The organism is Exiguobacterium sp. s63 (genome assembly GCF_018617335.1).
In the GTDB taxonomy this organism is placed as follows: domain Bacteria; phylum Bacillota; class Bacilli; order Exiguobacteriales; family Exiguobacteriaceae; genus Exiguobacterium.
Window position 1 is genome coordinate 279,391 of record NZ_JACSKB010000003.1, and the last position, 17,579, is coordinate 296,969.

Sequence of the window (17,579 nt, forward strand, 5' to 3'; positions counted from 1 at the left end):
GGAGACGTTAATCCGTCTCCTTTGGTGTGTCTTCCTCTGATTGAGATGCCTCGAGTTGCATCATTTTTTGAACGAGGATGTGTTTTGGCATATGCATCAGTTCCTCGAGCGGGACGTTTAATTTTTTTGCGAGTTCAACCGCGGTCTCTGGCGATAATTGTAATGGACGCATTGGTGTTCTCCTTTCGCGTATGTCTATACCGTCAGTATACAGGAAAATCGAAAATGTGTTGAATGAACACATTCAAAATCGAATTTCGTTTCGGTCGTTGCTAAGCTGAAATTAGGAAGTGATCAAATGTACAAACAAACAGCAGACTTTCAATTTCATCAAACGATCGAATGGTTAGAACGTATCGGTGAAGGTTGGATGTTGTACTTGGCGCAAACCGGATTTATGTTCTTTGACGAGTCGTCTCAAATTCGCTGGGAGATTGACTGGAAATGGACCCCGTGCGCCTTATATGTGGAGCCGAGTGCGGCACGTGCCGTAGCGTGGTTCCGGGACAGAGAACTTTACGGAGTGATTGATTTACAAAAAGGACAGATGGAAACACATGCCATTCCGCAACGTTTTAATGGGGATTGGTTTAGCAATTTGCACTATTGGCAGGGCGATGACATCTATTTATATTCAGCTGAATCAGATGTCGTGGCTCTGAATCTCCACGATTATACGTTTCGATATAGTCGCTACGAAGAAGTTCCGATGTTTGGAAGAATCATCGAAATGGCGTATCAAGGTACGTATGATTTTGAGCGATTTACACCAGAAACGTGTGTGACCTTATTCGATGAACGAACGCATCATTTTTTAATCAACAATGTGAAGACGAATGAGAGTTGGCGTATTCCGTATGAAGGGAATCGGGAAACGGTCATTCTTGACCAAGTCGGAGATACGACAGCCATCACTTCAACGGAATCGTTTCAACTGTTTCATCGGGATCAAGAACTGTTTTCTTCAAGTGTGTGTGCAGACAATCAATTATTGAAAGTGATGTTATTAGACAAGCGAGGCGATCGACTCGCTGTTTTGTCCGCACCACCACGATTTTGTCATAGCTGGCTTCAAGTCTTTGAACGCCAAGGTTCCTGAACCGGTGAACGGTTCGGGAATTTTTTATGAAGCCACGATGAAAGAGGAGAGAAAAGGGAAGTAGATGGATAGACAGGGAGGAGTGACATCAATGGAATGGTTAGGTAGGCAGTTGGTTCGCTTTCGGTATGGCGTATTACTCATATGGGCGATTTTACTCGCGGGTTCAGTCTATTTCGGGCTACAGCTCCCGGGCGAGTTGAGAGGAAACGGGTTTGCCATTCAAGATGGACGTTTCCAACAGGTAGAGGATACGTTAAATGAACGATTTGATCGAGCGGGTGCTTCGATGATCGTCTTATTCGAAGATGGAGACTTGGATGCGGTCATGGACGAACAACAAAACCGCTTTGAAGCGATTCCTTCAATTGACGGCGTGATTACACCGACGGAGAATCCCGATGCTCGTTCAGGGGATGTGTCCTATTTCGTGCTGGAATTCGAAGATTATGATGCGGCGGAATCGTCAATCGATGCCGTGCGGGACGCGCTCATCGTAGATACGGATACCGAAGTTCGTTTGACAGGGGAACCGGTCTTTGCGGACGACTTGAACGAGGCGTCGAAAAATGACTTGATTCGAGCGGAGTTGATTGGGATTCCGGTTGCACTTGTCGTCTTATTACTCGTTTTCGGCACGCCGCTCGCCGCGCTCATGCCGTTACTTGTTGGACTGATTACCTTTATTGTAGCGGCCGGATCGCTATTCTTTTTTGCGCAAAACATGGAATTATCCATATTCGTCTTGAACGCCGTGGCGATGATTGCCATTGCGCTCGGTATTGATTTCTCACTCTTATTCGTCAATCGGTATCGAGAAGAGTTGACGCGTGGTCAATCGAGAGAAGAGGCGATTGTTCGGACTGTCGCGACAGCGGGACGCTCCATTCTTTTCTCCGGACTATGCGTCTTTGTGGGATTGGCTGGACTATTGTTCATTCAAGTGGACGTTTTCCAGGCGGTCGCGCTCGGTGCCCTCATTGCCGTTGCGGGGGCTGTATTGTCCGCACTAACGCTATTGCCAGCATCTCTTTACTTGGTCGGCGATGCATTAAATAAAGGGCGAATCATCAAGTCGGACGAAACACGTTCTGAAAAGCGTTGGCAAAAGCTGGCGCGCTTCGTGATGAAACGTCCGGTGACGATGACGCTTGTTGCGTTATTGATTCTTCTTCCGAGTCTTTGGTTCGTGCGTGACTTAGAGTTGAACATTCCGGACGCAGACGCGCTCCCGACTTCATATGAATCGCGGTCGGCGCTCGAACGATGGGACGATGTGTTTGGGGATAACTCGACTGACGCGGTCATTTTGTTCGAAGCGAACGATTTGACGGACCCGATGATTTTAGAGGAATTGACGAGTCTTACGGATGAGTTGAATGAAGTCGATATCGTCTCTAACGTTTCGACCTTTTTGACGACGTCTGGTCTGACACCCGAGACCTTTACACAACTCGCCGAGACAGCACCGGAACAACTCGATCCGCTTGAGCGCCTCGTGACACTTGACGGGAATACAGATTTGGCACTTGTGAATGTTAGCTTCGATGTACCTCCGAGCGATAAAAAAGCGCAAGCGTTCGTACGGGATTGGCGAGACAAGGGGTTTGAAGTCGGTGGACCGGCAGCTTTCAATGAAGAAATTTATGACGAAATTTATGATAGCATTCCCTACGCGGTGATTACGGTTATCTTGGCGACCTTCTTCATCCTCATGTGGGCGTTCCGCTCTATCTTGATTCCGATCAAGGCCATTCTCATGAACGTGCTTGGTCTTGGGGCGACGTTCGGCTTACTCGTCATCATCTTTGAATCAGGGTACATCTATGATGCCGAAACCATCGGTATATTGACACCGGTCTTCATCTTCTCACTCGTCTTCGGCTTATCGATGGACTATGAGGTGTTTCTCGTTTCACGAATCGAGGAATATTACCGTGAGACAGGCGACAATGATTATGCGACAGAGATGGGACTGGCGAAAACGAGTAAGATCATCACCTCGGCCGCCATCATTATGATCGTCGTGACGGGTGCCTTTGCCTTCACGGGTGTCAGTCCAATCAAACAGCTTGGTGTGGGGATTGCGCTCGCCATCTTCATTGATGCGACCATCATCCGGATCTTGCTCGTTCCGTCCCTTATGAAACTGTTCGGGGATTGGAACTGGTGGTGGTTTGGGAAGAAAAATTTACCGAAACGTAACATGCACTAAAGGTAAAATTCATGAACTGAATCAAAAGGTGTGGTAAACTACCTACAAGATTACGCGCAATTTGAGAAAGGAAGGTCTTTATGGATACCGAGAGGACATGGCCTCTGTTCCAACTTCCGGACTTCTAGCGTTGACTGATCACCTACACGTGTATCAATCAACAAACGGAAGATCGGAGATGGAACAGATGGAACCGCGGCTACGACTGAGGATCCTCCTCTCCGTCAAGAACGGGGAGGACAATCGGAATGAAACGAGTTGCTACCATAGTGCTCGGAACGCTGATCATGGCGTTCGGTTATTATTATTTGAATGAACAGTTTGGTTTGGCGGAAGGCGGGTTCGTCGGATTATCGCTACTCGGTCGTTATTTATTTGATATCGACCCAGCGATTTCGATGATCGTGCTCGACATCCCATTCTTTATCGTCGCTTTGTGGTGGAAAGGATGGCGTTTTGTCGGGCAAGCGGTACTAGCCGCTTCGTCCTTGTCGCTCAGTTATGCGATGTGGGACCGTCTCGACTTGCTCACGTTTGATATTCAAGTGTGGCCAGCGACGTTGTTCGCTGCGATTGCCAGTGGGATTGTGACCGGATATGGTCTCGGTCTCGTCTTGAAGTCAGGTGCGGCAACCGGAGGCGACGATTTATTCGCCCTAGGTCTATCGAAGTGGACAGGTGTGTCGGTCGGTACGATTTTGATTATTTTTGATGTGAGTGTCCTTGCAATCTCACTCATTTATTTACCATTATCGAATGCGCTCTATACACTTCTTGCGGTCTCAATCGCCGGACGGGTCGTTACAAAAATGCTCGTCGTCGATGAGCCGAAAGCGACACCTGTCGTACCAAATTGGACACCAAAAAACGATCTCGCGTGAGATCGTTTTTTTAGTTCATCGAAGCCGCAATGTCAAACAAGTCTTGTTTCGAAAGTTGATTTCCTTTGTAGTCGATTGCATATTCGACGCCATCTCGTTGCCAGCTGAGAATGGTGAGTTCATCGGACTCATTGATGTAGACAGGAGAACCTTGAATGGTTTGAGCATATGCTTCCCACGTTTCAGTATGGTGCCATCCTAGTTCAGTCGTGGCCCATACGGTAATAGACTGTTCATCATTTTCATAAACGAGTTCGACCCGACCTAAGCTGACGAGATGAGCATACTCGCTATTAGTGACAAAAGGTAGCTGCGTGGGGCTTTGAATCTCGAATGGGACGAAAGAAGTCGTTGCGTGAATGGGTAGAGGGACTTCGCTTCGTCCGATAAAAAGTAGAAGGAGACTCATGCCGAGGATACACTTGAAGATAAAACGACCCTTTCGATCTTGTGGCAGTAAAAACATGATCGAATTTCACCTCACTGAACAATTTATACATTTTCATTTAGTATAAATGAGGTATTTGGTTAAAACATACAAAAAATAACTTTTTATTCACTGATGATGATATCATGGAGGATGACTAGAAATGAGAGGTGCATCTTATGAAAAATCGAAATATCGTAAACTTTAGTATCCTCGTGTTGCTTATAGCAGTGATGGTCGTGAACAACGTTGATGGGCTACACACGCTCAAGACGTTGGTGAACGGTCTTGCAATCTTGACGTTATCTGTCATCGGAGTTGTATACGTGACAAACTATGCAAAAAATAAGAAACAGGCAATGTGATGAGATAGGTGGCTGAGGCTACCTATTTTTCTTTTTCGTTATTTGTGCTAAACCTCACAGCGCATGCTATCACCATCCATTACACTAGTGGATGAAGGAGTGATAGGTGATGAAATGGATGATTCCAACACAACATGGGGCATGGTCGATGCTCATTTTGCCGTTCGTTCTTGGAGGAACGGTCGGAGGATGGACGTGGACACATATGCCTTTTGCCATTGCATGGCTATTTGTTTATATGGGAACATTCTTCTTGTTCCAATACATCAAACAACGTAAGAAATCGCGTGAGCTTTTACGCACAGTGATGATCTATCTGATGATTGCTACATTATCCATCATTCCAGTCCTATGGATGCAATGGAGTCTCATCTGGTTCGCTTTTGCGATGATTCCATTCGGTCTCGTGAACGCCTACTTTGCCAAAATCAAAGATGAGCGAAACGTGTGGAACGACGTCAGTGCCGTCACGTCATTCTGTATCGGAGGAATGGCGAGTTATTACCACGGAACACACGTCTTTGATGAAACGATTATATGGGTATTCGTTTTACCATACCTCTATTTCCTCGGAAGCATCTTTTTCGTCAAGACGATGATCCGTGAAAAGCAGAGCCTCACGTATCGAAACCTTTCGTGGGGGTATCATATGTTACTAATCATCGTTTTCATTACACTAGGTTATCCTCTACTCGCATTGGCTTATGCACCAAGCCTGGTACGCGCTGTTTGGTTCTACGGCAAAAAGATCCCAATCATGAAGATTGGGATTGTGGAAATTGCTAACTCGATTTTTGTATTAACGTGGCTCGCGACATATCTCCTGATTTAGTTTGTAGATGATGAAGTACTCGCGATGACGGCAGCAGTCGTAGCAGCGGTCGCCGCTTGTTGCATCGCCAATAAGTGGGCGAACGTACCATGTAGCAATAAGTCACTCGCCTCGCTCGTTATGCGTTCGGCCGCTACGAGTTGAAGCGCAACTAGAACGCTATGCGTATTAAACCAACGCTGTTTGTCCTTTTCGGTATCCACGATTTCTTGAACGGCGTGCAAGGTACTCGTATTCGGTTCCGTCACGATGCTAAGTAGTGCGAGTGCGGGCAAGTGTTCACGACGAATCGAGATATGCACTTCATCTAATTGAGACTTCCATGTCAGAAGTCGAGAAACTGCTTCTTCGGGTGAGGACTCGCTAAACGTCAAGAGGTGCGAGACGAGTTGCAGTTCGTTTGACTTCGGTAGCCGATCTTTCAATAAGGTATAATGCTGCTCGATCCGTTCGTTTAAATCGATGACATCGTCAAACGCTTGCACGAGCACGAGCGCCGACAACAAGTCTTCCTCGCTCGTCAACCAAGGATGATGTTGTTTAAACGTTTGATATAGTTCGGTCGCCTCATCGAGACGACGGTCGGGTTCATCTACATTGATCAGTTGATTTGCTAAAAAAGGGCGTAGAGAGCTGAAACGGAAATGTTTCCGGTCGAGTAACGTATCGAGTCGGAGCACCTCGTCGATTGCGGTCTCGATGTCCTCGTATTTGGCATCGAGAAACGAGAGCCAGACGAGGTTTTGACTGCCTCGAAATTTCGAGAACATCTTCGTTTTTTGCTTTAATACATCGCGTGCGTTCGAAAATCGAGATGCTTCGAACGGGGTGTCGTGAATCGCATAATGAATGGCCATCAAGCGCCGGAAGTCATCCGTCAGTTCCCATTTCGTTGCTGCCTTGATGGCGTCTAGTGCCTCTACATAGCGTTCATATCGTGTCATATCGAATCGCCTCCTCGGTTAGCTATACGAATTGGGGTGAAAAGATGTTTCAAAAAAAGCCGTCCGGAAAAAATTCCGGACGGCTTTTCATTATTGTACTTGTGTATACAATTTTTGCATGTACTCGTTCACTTCATCTGCCGCTTGGAACATCATGAATGAATGTTGCAAGATGATTTCTGGTGAGAAACCGAGGTCAAGGTCGAGTGTCGATGCGAGTGTGACATCGCGATCGCTGTCGAGTACGCAACGGAAGTACTTGAACTCCTGGTTGAACTCGTTCAAGGCATTGAGAATCGGTAAGTCTTCTACATAGTCTGGGACGTGCGTGACGGTAGCAGCGTACAACTCAGCGTCTGTCGTCTTTTTGTTAAAAGCGATAATCATAACGGGCTGAGCCCCGGATTTTGTTGTTTCACGCGTCAAAAACGTGACGTGCGTTTCAGTGTCGCTTTCTTTGAACGTCATGTTGCGTTCAGCGGCAAGCGCTCTAAATGATTCTACTTTTTCTTCGAAGTTCACAAGGAAATCCCCCTTAGTAAGTCGTTACTCTAACTTTCCCCCATTTGGGCAGGGAAAGCAAGGGGAACTAGCGTTTCATCAACATTTTAATAGCTTCTTCTACCGTTTCGGATGTATCTTCGCCACCTGCTTGTGCTGTGATGATACATTGCTCTAAGTTCTTGGCCACGATGATCGTAGACGCGCGATCGAGTGCGGAGCGTGCGGCGCTCAGTTGCGTCACGACATCACGACATTCCTTTCCTTCCTCCATCATGCGGATGATGGCTCGAATTTGTCCTTCTACCCGTTTCATGCGATTCAATACCTTCGGATCGTATTGATATTGTTCCATGTCCTTCACCTCTATAGTAAAAATTGTTCAGTTACCCAACTATTTAATATGTAGGCTCATCTTAATACATGGGGGAGTATGTGTCGAGCATCAACTACTTGAGAAGACTAGAATAAAATATTCTATATTTCGTCAAACTTATTTCTTGCAATTGCATACCTAAGGGGGTATATTAATGACGTGGAAGCGAAATGTTCAACAAATCACAAACTTGTTGAACGCCAGCTACCAAGCCGAATGGTATAGATTGAATCGAAAAAGGAAGGTAGATTAACGATGAAAGCGTCTGCTTTAAAACGTCAAATGGACTTTGAAGTGCCTGTAAATATCGTCGACGTTCGAGAACGTGACGAGTTTCAAGAAGCGCATATCGAAGGTGCCAAAAACTATCCGTTATCAGAAATCACAACGTGGATTGACACACTCGATCCAACTGAAGAATATGTCGTTCTTTGCCGCTCTGGTGCACGAAGCACGCAAGCGACTTGGCAAATGGAGGCGAAAGGCTATAAAGTGGTCAATATAGAAGATGGTTTAATGAGTTGGCCAGGAGAAGTTGTCAGAGGAGGAAATGGACAATGAGCAAGAAAATCGTAATCGTTGGTGGAGTAGCTGGTGGTGCATCTGCAGCGGCACGTCTTCGTCGTTTAAATGAAGAAAATGAAATTGTCATGTTTGACCGTGGAGAATATATTTCATTTGCGAACTGTGGTCTTCCATACTATATCGGGGACGTCATCCAAGATCGTCAAAAGTTGCTCGTTCAGACGGTTGAAGGAATGAACAAACGTTTCCAACTCGATATCCGCAACTTGACGGAAGTCGTAAAAATCAATCGTGACGAGAAATCGGTAACGGTGAAGCACGTCCAAACAGGCGAAACATACGATGAGTCGTACGATGTTCTCGTTCTTTCACCGGGAGCAAAACCGATTCGTCCGAATATCCCTGGAATCGACGAGGCAGAAGATATTTTCACACTTCGCAACATTCCGGACACAGACAAAATCCGTGGTTACGTCGATGAAAGAGCACCAAAACATGCAACGGTAATCGGCGGAGGCTTCATCGGAATCGAAATGGCGGAAAACTTACGAGAACGCGGCGTTGACGTGACACTCGTCGAGATGGCAGATCAAGTCATGACGCCACTCGACCGTGAAATGGTCGCACCGATTCATGAACATTTACGTCTGCACGGCGTCGAACTTCAACTGTCAGACGGTGTTTCTTCATTCTCTGAAAAAGGGAAGAAAGTACATTTGACGAGCGGTCGCGTCATCGATACAGACATGGTCATCATGTCAATCGGTGTCACACCAGAGTCGACGATTGCGCGTGAAGCAGGTCTTGAAACAGGTACGCGCGGCGCGATTCGCGTGAATGAAAAAATGCTCACATCAGACCCGAATATTTACGCAATCGGAGATGCGGTCGAAGTACTCGACTACGTCTTTAAAGAGCCAACTGTCGTGCCACTCGCATGGCCAGCGAACCGTCAAGGTCGTCTCGTTGCTGATATCATTAACGGTCGTGACGTGAAGTATAACGGAACGATGGGAACGGGAATCGCCAAAGTATTTGATATGACTGTCGCATCGACAGGATGGAATGAAAAACGTTTGAAAGCGGCTGGTAAGACGTATGAAGCTGTCCACGTGCACCCAGGTTCGCATGCAGGATATTATCCGGGATCGACGCCTGTGTCACTCAAACTCTTGTTCCACCCGACAACGGGTGAAATTTACGGTGCACAAGGTGTGGGGATCAACGGAGTCGACAAGCGCATCGACGTCATTGCGACAGCGATGAAAGGTGGTTTGACTGTCCTTGACCTGCCTGACCTCGAACTCAGTTACGCACCACCGTTCAGCTCGGCGAAAGATCCGGTCAACATGATTGGATATGTCGCGTCGAACGTCGTCCTCGGTGATAACGAAGTCGTACATTGGGATGAGATTGATGAACTCGTTGAAAATGGAGCGACGTTACTAGACGTTCGCGATGAATCTGAACACGAGCTTGGGAAAATTCCAGGATCAATTAACGTACCGTTGAACTCATTACGTGAAAACTTGGACAACTATGACCGGAATGAAACGATTTATGTGACATGCCAAGTGGGTCTTCGTGGTTATCTCGCATCACGCATCTTGCGCCAAAACGGCTTCAAGGTGAAAAACTTGAGCGGTGGCTACAAAACGTGGTCACAGATCAATCGTGATTTCGAGGCGCTTGAAGAAGCGAACGCATCAAATGAAACAGCGGCTACCGTTGTAGAGGAGGAACCAACCCAAATGACGAATGCTCCAATCGGCGAGGCGGTCGTGTTAGACACATGTGGTCTACAATGCCCGGGACCAATTTTAGAAGTGAATAAAAAAGTTGCAGAACTCGGGGAAGGCGAAACGCTTCGCGTCCTCGCAAGTGATCCAGGATTTTTCGCCGATATCGAAGCATGGGCGAAAAAGACGGGCAACAAGCTTGTCTCGAAACAATTCGTCAACGGACGCGTTGAAGCAATTCTTCAAAAAGGACAAGGTCCGGTTGCACCACAAGCGGACGCTCCTGTAGGCGACGGTGCGTCAATGGTCGTCTTCAGTGGGGATCTCGACCGTGCACTCGCATCCCTCATTATTGCGCAAGGTGCTGCTGCGATGGGGAAAGAAGTGACAATGTTCTTCACATTCTGGGGGCTTAATGTCATCCGTAAACCGGACGCACCGGAAGTGAAGAAACAAGGTCTTGAAAAAATGTTCGGCATGATGATGCCAGGGCATGCGGGCGAACTCCCGCTCTCGAACATGAACTTCGGTGGTGTCGGTCAAAAAATGATGAAGAAAGTCATGAGCGACAAAAATGTTCCTTCTGTAGAAGAAATGATCAAGTCGGCGCAAGAAGCAGGCGTGAAGATGGTAGCTTGCACGATGTCGATGGACGTCATGGGCATTAAAGAAGAAGAGTTGATTGATGGGGTCGACCTTGGTGGTGTTGCGGCGTATCTCGGCGCAGCAGAGGGCGGTAACTTAAACCTCTTTATCTAAATGAGATATAGAACGAGTCGGATTGCGATAAGCTTTTCGACTCGTTTTTTTGCTTTTCAAAAGAACCGAGATGACGTTGAAAAACGAATTAATATTGCAATTTTCGTATAATTTACCTATAATTCAAGTCATGTTAAAAAAGTTGACATGACTTTTTCTGTTGAGATTTTTAGAATGATGGAGGATTAGTATGGAGAAATTGGTAGAGAAACTCGTTTCGCAAGCAAACGATTTGTTGTGGTCGCAAGTGCTCATCGTTGTACTTGTCGCTTTAGGTCTTTATTTTACGGTTCGTATGGGCTTCGTTCAGTTCCGCATGATTCCTGAAATGTTCCGCCTCTTGTTCAAAGAAGGCACAGAGCGTGAAAAAGGCCAAGTGTCTTCGTTCCAGGCGTTCGCAATCGGGACGGCAGCACGTGTCGGGACGGGTAACATTGCCGGTGTGGCGACAGCGATTGCGCTAGGTGGCCCCGGAGCAGTTTTCTGGATGTGGCTCATCGCGTTGATTGGAGCAGCATCTGCATTTGTCGAAAGTACATTGGCACAAGTGTACAAGATTCGTGATGGACGCACATGGCGTGGGGGACCTGCCTACTACATGGAGCGTGCGCTCGGTCAACGCTGGCTCGGTGTCTTGTTCGCGATTTTGATCACGTTCTCATTCGGATTTGCGTTTAACTCGGTACAGTCGAACACGATTTCACTCTCTGTGAGTAACCAGTTCGGGATCAGCACAACAGTCGTCGGGATTGTCCTTGCGATTGTGACGGCAATTGTCGTCTTCGGTGGGATCCAATCGATCGCACTCTTGTCGAGTATCATCGTACCGGTCATGGCAGGTGGCTACATCTTACTCGCGATTTGGATTATGGTGACGAACGTCTCCCTTCTACCAGACGTCTTCAGCCTCATCTTCTCAGAAGGAGTCCTCGGAATCGAGCAACTCTTCGGAGGAGCGATTGGCGCCATGGTACTTCAAGGGATTCGTCGCGGTCTCTTCTCGAACGAAGCGGGTATGGGTTCTGCACCGAACGCCGCTGCGACAGCAGAAGTATCGCACCCTGTCAAACAAGGATTGATTCAATCGTTTAGCGTATTCGTAGATACATTGCTCGTTTGTACATCGACAGCGATGATCATCTTGATTTCAGGCGTAGCCGGCTCAGAGTCGTTTGCGGGTGTCGAATTGACGCAAGCCGCGTTGACGGCAGAAGTTGGTTCAGTCGCGACATCGTTCTTGACGATTGCGATCTTCTTGTTCGCCTTCAGCTCGATTCTTGGAAACTATTACTACGGTGAGACGAACATTCAGTTCATCTCGGATAAAAAAATCTACGTCACACTCTATCGCATCGGTGTCGTCGGAATGGTCTTGTTTGGTGCCGTCCGTTCTGCTGGACTCGTTTGGTCGATTGCTGACGTGTTCATGGGTCTCATGGCACTCGTGAACTTATATGCTATCTTCCGCTTAGCGAAAGTGGCTCGTGCCGTTCTCGATGACTACTTGTCACAACGACGCAAAGGAGAAGACCCGGTCTTCTATGTCGATTCAGTTGAGAATCTTCCAGGTCGTGAGTATGTGGAAGCTTGGGAAAGCGAAACAGAAGAACAACAAACGGGAACAAGTCGTTCTTGATCTAAGGAACCGTCTACGAATTTAAGTAGGCGGTTTTTTTACGTATACAAGACGGGTAATGTCATAAAAAGGGGGCGTTCATGTATGGAGACGACGCATTATGTACGTGTTTCCCCAGAAGTTTGGGTGTCTTTTAATCAAGATCCAGAGATGATTTTAGATTGGTTAATTCATATGCATGAGCAATATCGGGACCGCGACGAGACACTGACGCTCCCGAATGTGGAGCCATTTCAACGTGTACTCAGTCAAATTGAGGTGTATATCGATGGGGCTGACACATATAACATGGAAATGGCGCTCGTCGGCGAGGAGTTAATCGTCAATGAAGCGCAGGCGGTCGTGGTCGGCATCTTGACCCCGCAGTTACTTCATATCGTCAAAGACACGCTGCATGCGTTCGGGCGAGATGACGTGAAAGATATGGCGCTTGTACCAAAAGATGAATTCGAGACGATTTGGGAAGAATGGACCCGGTTGCAACAATTTTGTGAGACGGCCGCGTCCCAAGAAGAGCTCGTCCTCATTTATTATGAATAAAAGTGAGTTCCCTATGATATGATGTTAAAAAATGGATAAAAGGGGATTCAATCATGGACGTGTTCGGCATACTCATCTGGCTTGGCATTCTCATCAACCCGTTTCTTGCGTATCAAACGAAAATCAAATCGCTTTATCGCATCACACTCATCTCCTTTGTCACATTCTTGATGACATGGGGATATGCGGTGATGGGTGGGACGGTACCAGCCCTATTTGACACAGCGTGGAGTTTGTTGTTGATCGCTTACGTCGCGCTGTTAGTATTGAATAGTTATTTGGTCAGCAAACGGTTCGTTCCACAGATGACATGGGTTCGTTTCGGTATAATCGCACTGATTAGCGTTGGCGTCAGTCAAGCGTGGGTAGGATTGAGTACGGGAGAGTGGACGACATCCCTTTTCATGGACGGGGAATTCTGGATGATGAGTGTTATCGTATTGTTACTCATCCTGCTTCTCGTTACGATGAAGACGTTAGACCGTCGAGTAGAAGCATAAAAAATCCCGAAACGAATCAATTCGTTTCGGGATTTTGATTATTTCAAGGCTGTCTCGAGTGCCTTGACGTTTTCACGCATCAAGTCAAAATAGCTCTTGTCCATTTGTTCTTTTGTGACAGATTCCAAGTTGTAAATCGTCACGCTTTCTGCGCCGATTTCTTGTTTCACGACCTCGGCCACTTTCGGTGTGACCGTATCTTCAAAAGCGATATAGTTCAAGTCATGAAGACGCGCCTCTTCGATGATTCGTTTGAGGGCTTGCTGTGACGGTTCTTCAGAAGGTGTGAGGCCGGCGATCGGCAACTGATCGAAACCATAGCGTTCAGCCAAATAACCGTATGCCGCGTGTGTCACGAGTAACTCGGACTTCGAACCGTTCTCGACGGCTGCTTTTAACTCCGCATCGAGGGCGTTCGCTTCGTCTTTGAATGTGCTCAATCGTTCTGCGAATTCATCCTTATAGTCGGGTGCTTCCTCACTAAATGCTGCTTCGACAGCTTCTGCCATCGATACAGCATTCATTGGATCGAGCCAAACATGAGGATCATATTGACCGTGGTCATGTCCTTCTTCAGCGTGCTCATCTTCAGAATGACCATCATCTTCATGACCGTCTTCTTCATGAACATGGACCGTATCGGCTGCATCAAGCAACGTCACGTCCTCTGCTGTTTTAACAAAGGCGACGTTCTGTCCCTCTAAACTCTTCTCCATAGACTCGACATACGGTTCAAGGTCATGACCGATTGTCAAAAAGAGATCCGCTTTTGCGATTTGAGTCATTTGTTTCGAAGTTGGTTCATATGTGTGTGGGTCTGCTCCGGGTGGAATGACCATCTCCACATTGACACGAACCCCTCCGATTTCTTCGGCCATTGATTTTAAAGCAAATGTGGAAGCGTAGACGGTCAATTGCTCGTCTGTTGATTCTGATGCGTTGTCTCCTTCGGTATTCCCACACGCACCAAGCAAAAGTGTGCCAGCCGCAACAGCGCCTAACCAAGTCTTCTTCATCTTGCATCGTCCACCTTTCAAATTATCTGAATATTAAATCGTAACTGTTACGTTTTATGACTGCGAATATTATTATAGTGTGACGTTCAAAGCACGTCAAGTCCGACTTCTGATGGATGGATTTTTGAAAAAAGCGGGAATATGATTAAAAAAAGGAACGAGGAGTGGATTGTATGAGAAAGGAGACTGCCTGGTTTGTCGGGGGTGCGGCGCTTGCCGCAGCAACGGCAGCCGGGGCTAGCGTGTGGAGTCAGTACGGATCACTTGTCCGATGGCAAGAACCTGAGTTGCCGATTCGACCGGCCACACGTCGGCGCCACACGTATACGTATAAAATTGTTCATGATCGTCCGCTCCAATTTGATTTGTACCTCCCACCAGGTGAAGGCCCCTTCCCGGTAGCTGTATATGCACATGGGGGGGCGTTCGTAAGAGGGGATCGGAGCATGGTGACATTGTTCCATCCGTTACTCGATCACTTTTTGGGGAAAGGGATCGCCGTTGTCAGTATCGATTACCGTTTGTTTGAGGACGGGGTGTATTTCCCGGACAACATTTTTGATGTGTCGGATGCCCTCAGTTATTTAAAACAACATGAATCGATTTTGTCGCTCGATACGAGTCAGTTGCTCGTGTGGGGTGATTCGGCAGGAGCGGCGTTGATGCTCGCGACCGCACTGGATCGCCACAAACAATTTGTGGGTGAGTTAGGTGATGACCTCCCGACCATTAAAGGAGTCATTGCGCTGTATCCACCGACAAACTTTTTGTTGTTCAAATTTATCCAGACTTGGCTGGCGCATTTGAAATTCTACGAGGGGAGTCGTGAAGAATGGCGTGAATTGATGGTGAAATGTTCTCCGGTTTCCCATCTTTACGCTGATGCCCCGCCGATTCTACTGTTACATGGGAAGAAAGATCCGATTGTCCCGTTCGGTCAAGCGCTTCACTTCGTCGAACATGCGAGTGACGTCGGCGCGAACGTTCAACTCATCTCATTTCCAAACGGAACCCATTCGCTTGCGAGTTTCCTTCAATCGGACAATCCAATCAAAGAAGAACAACTCATGGCACGCATGAATCGTTTTATTGATGAATGCCTCATATGACGTTGCGATTTTTAGGGAAGATGGTACGATGGGGGATGATTGAAATCGTAAGGAGTGGAAGCAGTGACAGAGTTATGTTTAGTCAGACACGGTCAGACCGATTGGAATCGTTTAGAAATTATTCAAGGACGTGAAGACAATCCGTTAAATGCACTCGGACGTCGACAGGCAGAAGAGAGCGCGGCTTTTTTGAGTCAGGAGCAGTGGGACCTCATCGTATCGAGTCCGTTATCGCGTGCGGTCGATACCGCAAAAGCGATTGCGACAGCATGTGAAATCGATCATGAAGCGATTCAGCTAGACGAACGCTTCATCGAACGTGAATTTGGAGCGGCATCCGGAAAGCCGGTAAAAGGAATCTACGAAGCGGTTCAAGCAGACGACCAGGAACGTATTCCCGGACTTGAAACAGAAGACGAGATGCGAGCCCGTGTATTAGATGGGATGAAGGATTTGGTGGATACGTATCCAGGTATGCGCATCATTGTCGTCTGCCATTCCCATGCGATCAAAGCGGCGCTCTCTGCTGTCGACGACACCTACACGTTCCGTCAAGCGATGCGAAACGCTTGCTCGAATTATATTAACTATCGACATGGTCAATTTGAGGTAAAGGCCATCAACGTGGCTGATCACATCACCGATCCGACCATGATGAAGTAAGGAGAATGTCATGACGACCTTATTGTGGATACTCATTATCGCGTCATTTGTTGTTGCATTTGCCGGACTCATTTATCCGGTCATCCCAAGTGTGCTATTCTTGTTCATCGGATATATGATTTACGGGTTCGGTTTTTCATTTGAACCGTTAACGTGGACATTTTGGGTATGGCAAATTGTTTTCCTCATTTTCTTGTTTGTAGTGGACTACGTTGTCACTCGAGCCACAGTGGATAAACGAGGGGGGTCAGAACGAGCGAAATGGGGAGCGACGATTGGCTTGATTGCTGGACCGTTTATTTTTCCGCTCGTCGGAGTGCTCATCTTCCCGTTTATTTTCGCCTTTCTTGCAGAATTGACGCTAGGGAAGACGACACGTGAGGCATGGAGTATCGGTGTCGGAACAGTGCTCGCGTTTCTCGGTAGCACGCTTTTAAAAGTGATTGGAATGACGATGATGGTCATCTTGTTCTTTATTTACATTTGAGGCGGAGTATTGCTCTCCGTCTTTTTTGTTTGAGGAGTGAACCATTTTGGGGAAAGAAAAAAGAGGGTCACTCGATTATTCGAATGACCCGGTTTTCACCAATTGATTGAAGGCGGAGCGACTGAACGTTTGTTGCATCTCGACTTTCTTTTCGAAGAAGGCCGGCTTCAAACTTGAGGTGGCGACCCCTTCTTGAATCAAGGAGTCGAGCACTTGTTTCGTCGCATCCTGTTTCGGCATCAACATGAGTCCTTCGGCGACGAACGTGTGATGATCGTTTAGAGCTCGCTCGCTTGTGAACGTCAGCGCGAGTGCGGCCGGTGCATTCGTTGGGGATGTAATGACCGCTTCAGCAAGGATAAGAATTCGTTTGTTTAAGTAGTGGTGGAGCGTAACGGCGGATTCGGTTGGGACAAGCATTTCGAGTAGCCATTCCGAATCGTGCTCTTTCGAGATGATCAAGCCGTCTAGCAAATCGATTGGTAAATTCAGTTCATTGCCGTACTCGTCTTGAACGAGACGGACTTGGACGAGGCGAAACGTTTTCATAGGATCGTTCCTTTCCGCGTTTTCTTTAGACCATCTTAACATAGTCTGTTGAATAGAATGTGTTAAGATAACGAGGAAGAAACAGAAAATAGAGAGTGAGGGAGGCATCAAGATGAGTTGGGTTGTTGGCGTAATCGGGTATATGACGATTCTCGCAATCGTCTATTATGGTGTCCTTTTCTTCAAAGTGAAACGGGAGCGGAGTCGGGCCGGCTATCGAATCTTTCTCTTGCTTGCCGGATTATTTTTTATCAGTGGGAGCGATTATATTATTGCACTGTTCCAAGGAGACACCGAAGCGACGTTTTGGCAACGGACTGTCTATTTTGTCTTGATATTGCTCTCTTTATCGATGGCGCTTTACTTTCGGAGAAAAGAAGATCAAAGCCAAGCAGGCGAGATGACAATGGTATAAA

At 47.1% G+C, this 17,579-nt stretch carries 21 protein-coding genes; 14 read left to right on the forward strand and 7 right to left on the reverse strand.

The genetic code is table 11. The annotated features are described in order from the left end of the window. Positions 1–7: 7 nt before the first annotated feature. A complete protein-coding gene (locus tag KNO90_RS11850; protein ID WP_015880521.1) occupies positions 8–172 on the reverse strand; it encodes a YycC family protein in 165 nt (54 codons plus the stop codon). Between the two features lie 126 nt (positions 173–298). On the opposite strand from KNO90_RS11850, the gene KNO90_RS11855 reads away from it, so the two are divergent. From KNO90_RS11855 to KNO90_RS11865, 3 genes are all read left to right on the forward strand, one after another. Next, positions 299–1,099 carry a hypothetical protein gene (locus KNO90_RS11855; RefSeq protein WP_215113665.1) on the forward strand — a complete coding sequence of 267 codons (801 nt, stop codon included), beginning with the start codon at positions 299–301 and terminating at the stop codon, positions 1,097–1,099. Positions 1,100–1,190: 91 nt separating this feature from the next. Next, the gene (locus tag KNO90_RS11860) at positions 1,191–3,314 is read left to right on the forward strand and encodes an MMPL family transporter (protein ID WP_214742661.1); all 2,124 of its coding nucleotides are present in this window, start codon (positions 1,191–1,193) and stop codon (positions 3,312–3,314) included. A 248-nt stretch (positions 3,315–3,562) separates the two neighbouring features. Then, positions 3,563–4,195 (forward strand): YitT family protein, encoded by a 633-nt coding sequence (locus KNO90_RS11865; RefSeq protein ID WP_215113666.1) that lies wholly within the window; start codon positions 3,563–3,565, stop codon positions 4,193–4,195. A gap of 10 nt (positions 4,196–4,205) precedes the next feature. Here KNO90_RS11865 and KNO90_RS11870 read toward each other — a convergent pair whose 3' ends face one another. Further along, complete coding sequence (locus KNO90_RS11870; RefSeq protein ID WP_215113667.1) at positions 4,206–4,661, reverse strand: hypothetical protein; 456 nt, start codon at positions 4,659–4,661, stop codon at positions 4,206–4,208. Positions 4,662–4,801: 140 nt separating this feature from the next. On the opposite strand from KNO90_RS11870, the gene KNO90_RS11875 reads away from it, so the two are divergent. Then, positions 4,802–4,987 (forward strand): hypothetical protein, encoded by a 186-nt coding sequence (locus tag KNO90_RS11875; protein WP_215113668.1) that lies wholly within the window; start codon positions 4,802–4,804, stop codon positions 4,985–4,987. 109 nt (positions 4,988–5,096) lie between these two features. Beyond that, complete coding sequence (locus KNO90_RS11880) at positions 5,097–5,819, forward strand: YwiC-like family protein (protein WP_214742665.1); 723 nt, start codon at positions 5,097–5,099, stop codon at positions 5,817–5,819. On the opposite strand, the gene KNO90_RS11885 is transcribed toward KNO90_RS11880, so the two are convergent. The 3 genes from KNO90_RS11885 to KNO90_RS11895 form a co-directional block, all read right to left on the reverse strand. Next, positions 5,816–6,763: a DUF4003 domain-containing protein gene (locus KNO90_RS11885; RefSeq protein WP_214742666.1), complete on the reverse strand. Its 948-nt coding sequence runs from the start codon at positions 6,761–6,763 to the stop codon at positions 5,816–5,818. The two genes, KNO90_RS11880 and KNO90_RS11885, sit on opposite strands and share 4 nt — an antisense overlap. A gap of 90 nt (positions 6,764–6,853) precedes the next feature. Next, positions 6,854–7,285: a type III secretion system chaperone family protein gene (locus tag KNO90_RS11890; RefSeq protein ID WP_015880528.1), complete on the reverse strand. Its 432-nt coding sequence runs from the start codon at positions 7,283–7,285 to the stop codon at positions 6,854–6,856. Between the two features lie 67 nt (positions 7,286–7,352). Next, on the reverse strand, positions 7,353–7,619 hold the full coding sequence (locus tag KNO90_RS11895; RefSeq protein ID WP_214742667.1) for a metal-sensitive transcriptional regulator: 267 nt from the start codon (positions 7,617–7,619) through the stop codon (positions 7,353–7,355). 276 nt (positions 7,620–7,895) lie between these two features. Between KNO90_RS11895 and KNO90_RS11900 the strand changes: the two genes are divergently transcribed. The 5 genes from KNO90_RS11900 to KNO90_RS11920 all read left to right on the forward strand — a co-directional run bounded on the left by KNO90_RS11900 (position 7,896) and on the right by KNO90_RS11920 (position 13,339). Continuing rightward, positions 7,896–8,201, forward strand: a complete 306-nt coding sequence (locus tag KNO90_RS11900; protein ID WP_214742668.1) for a rhodanese-like domain-containing protein — start codon at positions 7,896–7,898, stop codon at positions 8,199–8,201. Next, entirely contained in the window at positions 8,198–10,663 is a 2,466-nt protein-coding gene (locus tag KNO90_RS11905) for a CoA-disulfide reductase (protein ID WP_215113669.1), read from the forward strand. The genes KNO90_RS11900 and KNO90_RS11905 overlap by 4 nt, the downstream gene beginning before the upstream one ends. A 190-nt stretch (positions 10,664–10,853) precedes the next feature. Then, positions 10,854–12,299 (forward strand): alanine/glycine:cation symporter family protein, encoded by a 1,446-nt coding sequence (locus KNO90_RS11910; protein WP_214742670.1) that lies wholly within the window; start codon positions 10,854–10,856, stop codon positions 12,297–12,299. Between the two features lie 84 nt (positions 12,300–12,383). After that, positions 12,384–12,839 (forward strand): hypothetical protein, encoded by a 456-nt coding sequence (locus tag KNO90_RS11915; RefSeq protein ID WP_214742671.1) that lies wholly within the window; start codon positions 12,384–12,386, stop codon positions 12,837–12,839. A 53-nt stretch (positions 12,840–12,892) separates the two neighbouring features. Further along, positions 12,893–13,339 carry a hypothetical protein gene (locus KNO90_RS11920; RefSeq protein ID WP_215113670.1) on the forward strand — a complete coding sequence of 149 codons (447 nt, stop codon included), beginning with the start codon at positions 12,893–12,895 and terminating at the stop codon, positions 13,337–13,339. Positions 13,340–13,377: 38 nt separating this feature from the next. Here the strand turns inward: KNO90_RS11920 and KNO90_RS11925 are convergent, their stop codons facing one another. Further along, the gene (locus tag KNO90_RS11925; protein ID WP_215113671.1) at positions 13,378–14,355 is read right to left on the reverse strand and encodes a metal ABC transporter solute-binding protein, Zn/Mn family; all 978 of its coding nucleotides are present in this window, start codon (positions 14,353–14,355) and stop codon (positions 13,378–13,380) included. A gap of 173 nt (positions 14,356–14,528) precedes the next feature. Between KNO90_RS11925 and KNO90_RS11930 the strand changes: the two genes are divergently transcribed. From KNO90_RS11930 to KNO90_RS11940, 3 genes are all read left to right on the forward strand, one after another. After that, complete coding sequence (locus KNO90_RS11930) at positions 14,529–15,464, forward strand: alpha/beta hydrolase (protein WP_215113672.1); 936 nt, start codon at positions 14,529–14,531, stop codon at positions 15,462–15,464. 63 nt (positions 15,465–15,527) lie between these two features. Then, positions 15,528–16,127, forward strand: coding sequence for a histidine phosphatase family protein (locus KNO90_RS11935; RefSeq protein ID WP_215113673.1), 600 nt, complete (start codon positions 15,528–15,530; stop codon positions 16,125–16,127). A 10-nt stretch (positions 16,128–16,137) separates the two neighbouring features. Then, on the forward strand, positions 16,138–16,614 hold the full coding sequence (locus KNO90_RS11940; protein WP_215113674.1) for a DUF456 domain-containing protein: 477 nt from the start codon (positions 16,138–16,140) through the stop codon (positions 16,612–16,614). A gap of 75 nt (positions 16,615–16,689) precedes the next feature. Here the strand turns inward: KNO90_RS11940 and KNO90_RS11945 are convergent, their stop codons facing one another. Then, positions 16,690–17,163 (reverse strand): YwpF-like family protein, encoded by a 474-nt coding sequence (locus KNO90_RS11945; RefSeq protein WP_214742676.1) that lies wholly within the window; start codon positions 17,161–17,163, stop codon positions 16,690–16,692. A 112-nt stretch (positions 17,164–17,275) separates the two neighbouring features. Here KNO90_RS11945 and KNO90_RS11950 point away from each other — a divergent pair, with 112 nt between their 5' ends. Continuing rightward, the gene (locus tag KNO90_RS11950) at positions 17,276–17,578 is read left to right on the forward strand and encodes a 7TM diverse intracellular signaling domain-containing protein (RefSeq protein WP_214742677.1); all 303 of its coding nucleotides are present in this window, start codon (positions 17,276–17,278) and stop codon (positions 17,576–17,578) included. The last annotated feature ends 1 nt before the right edge of the window (position 17,579 follow it).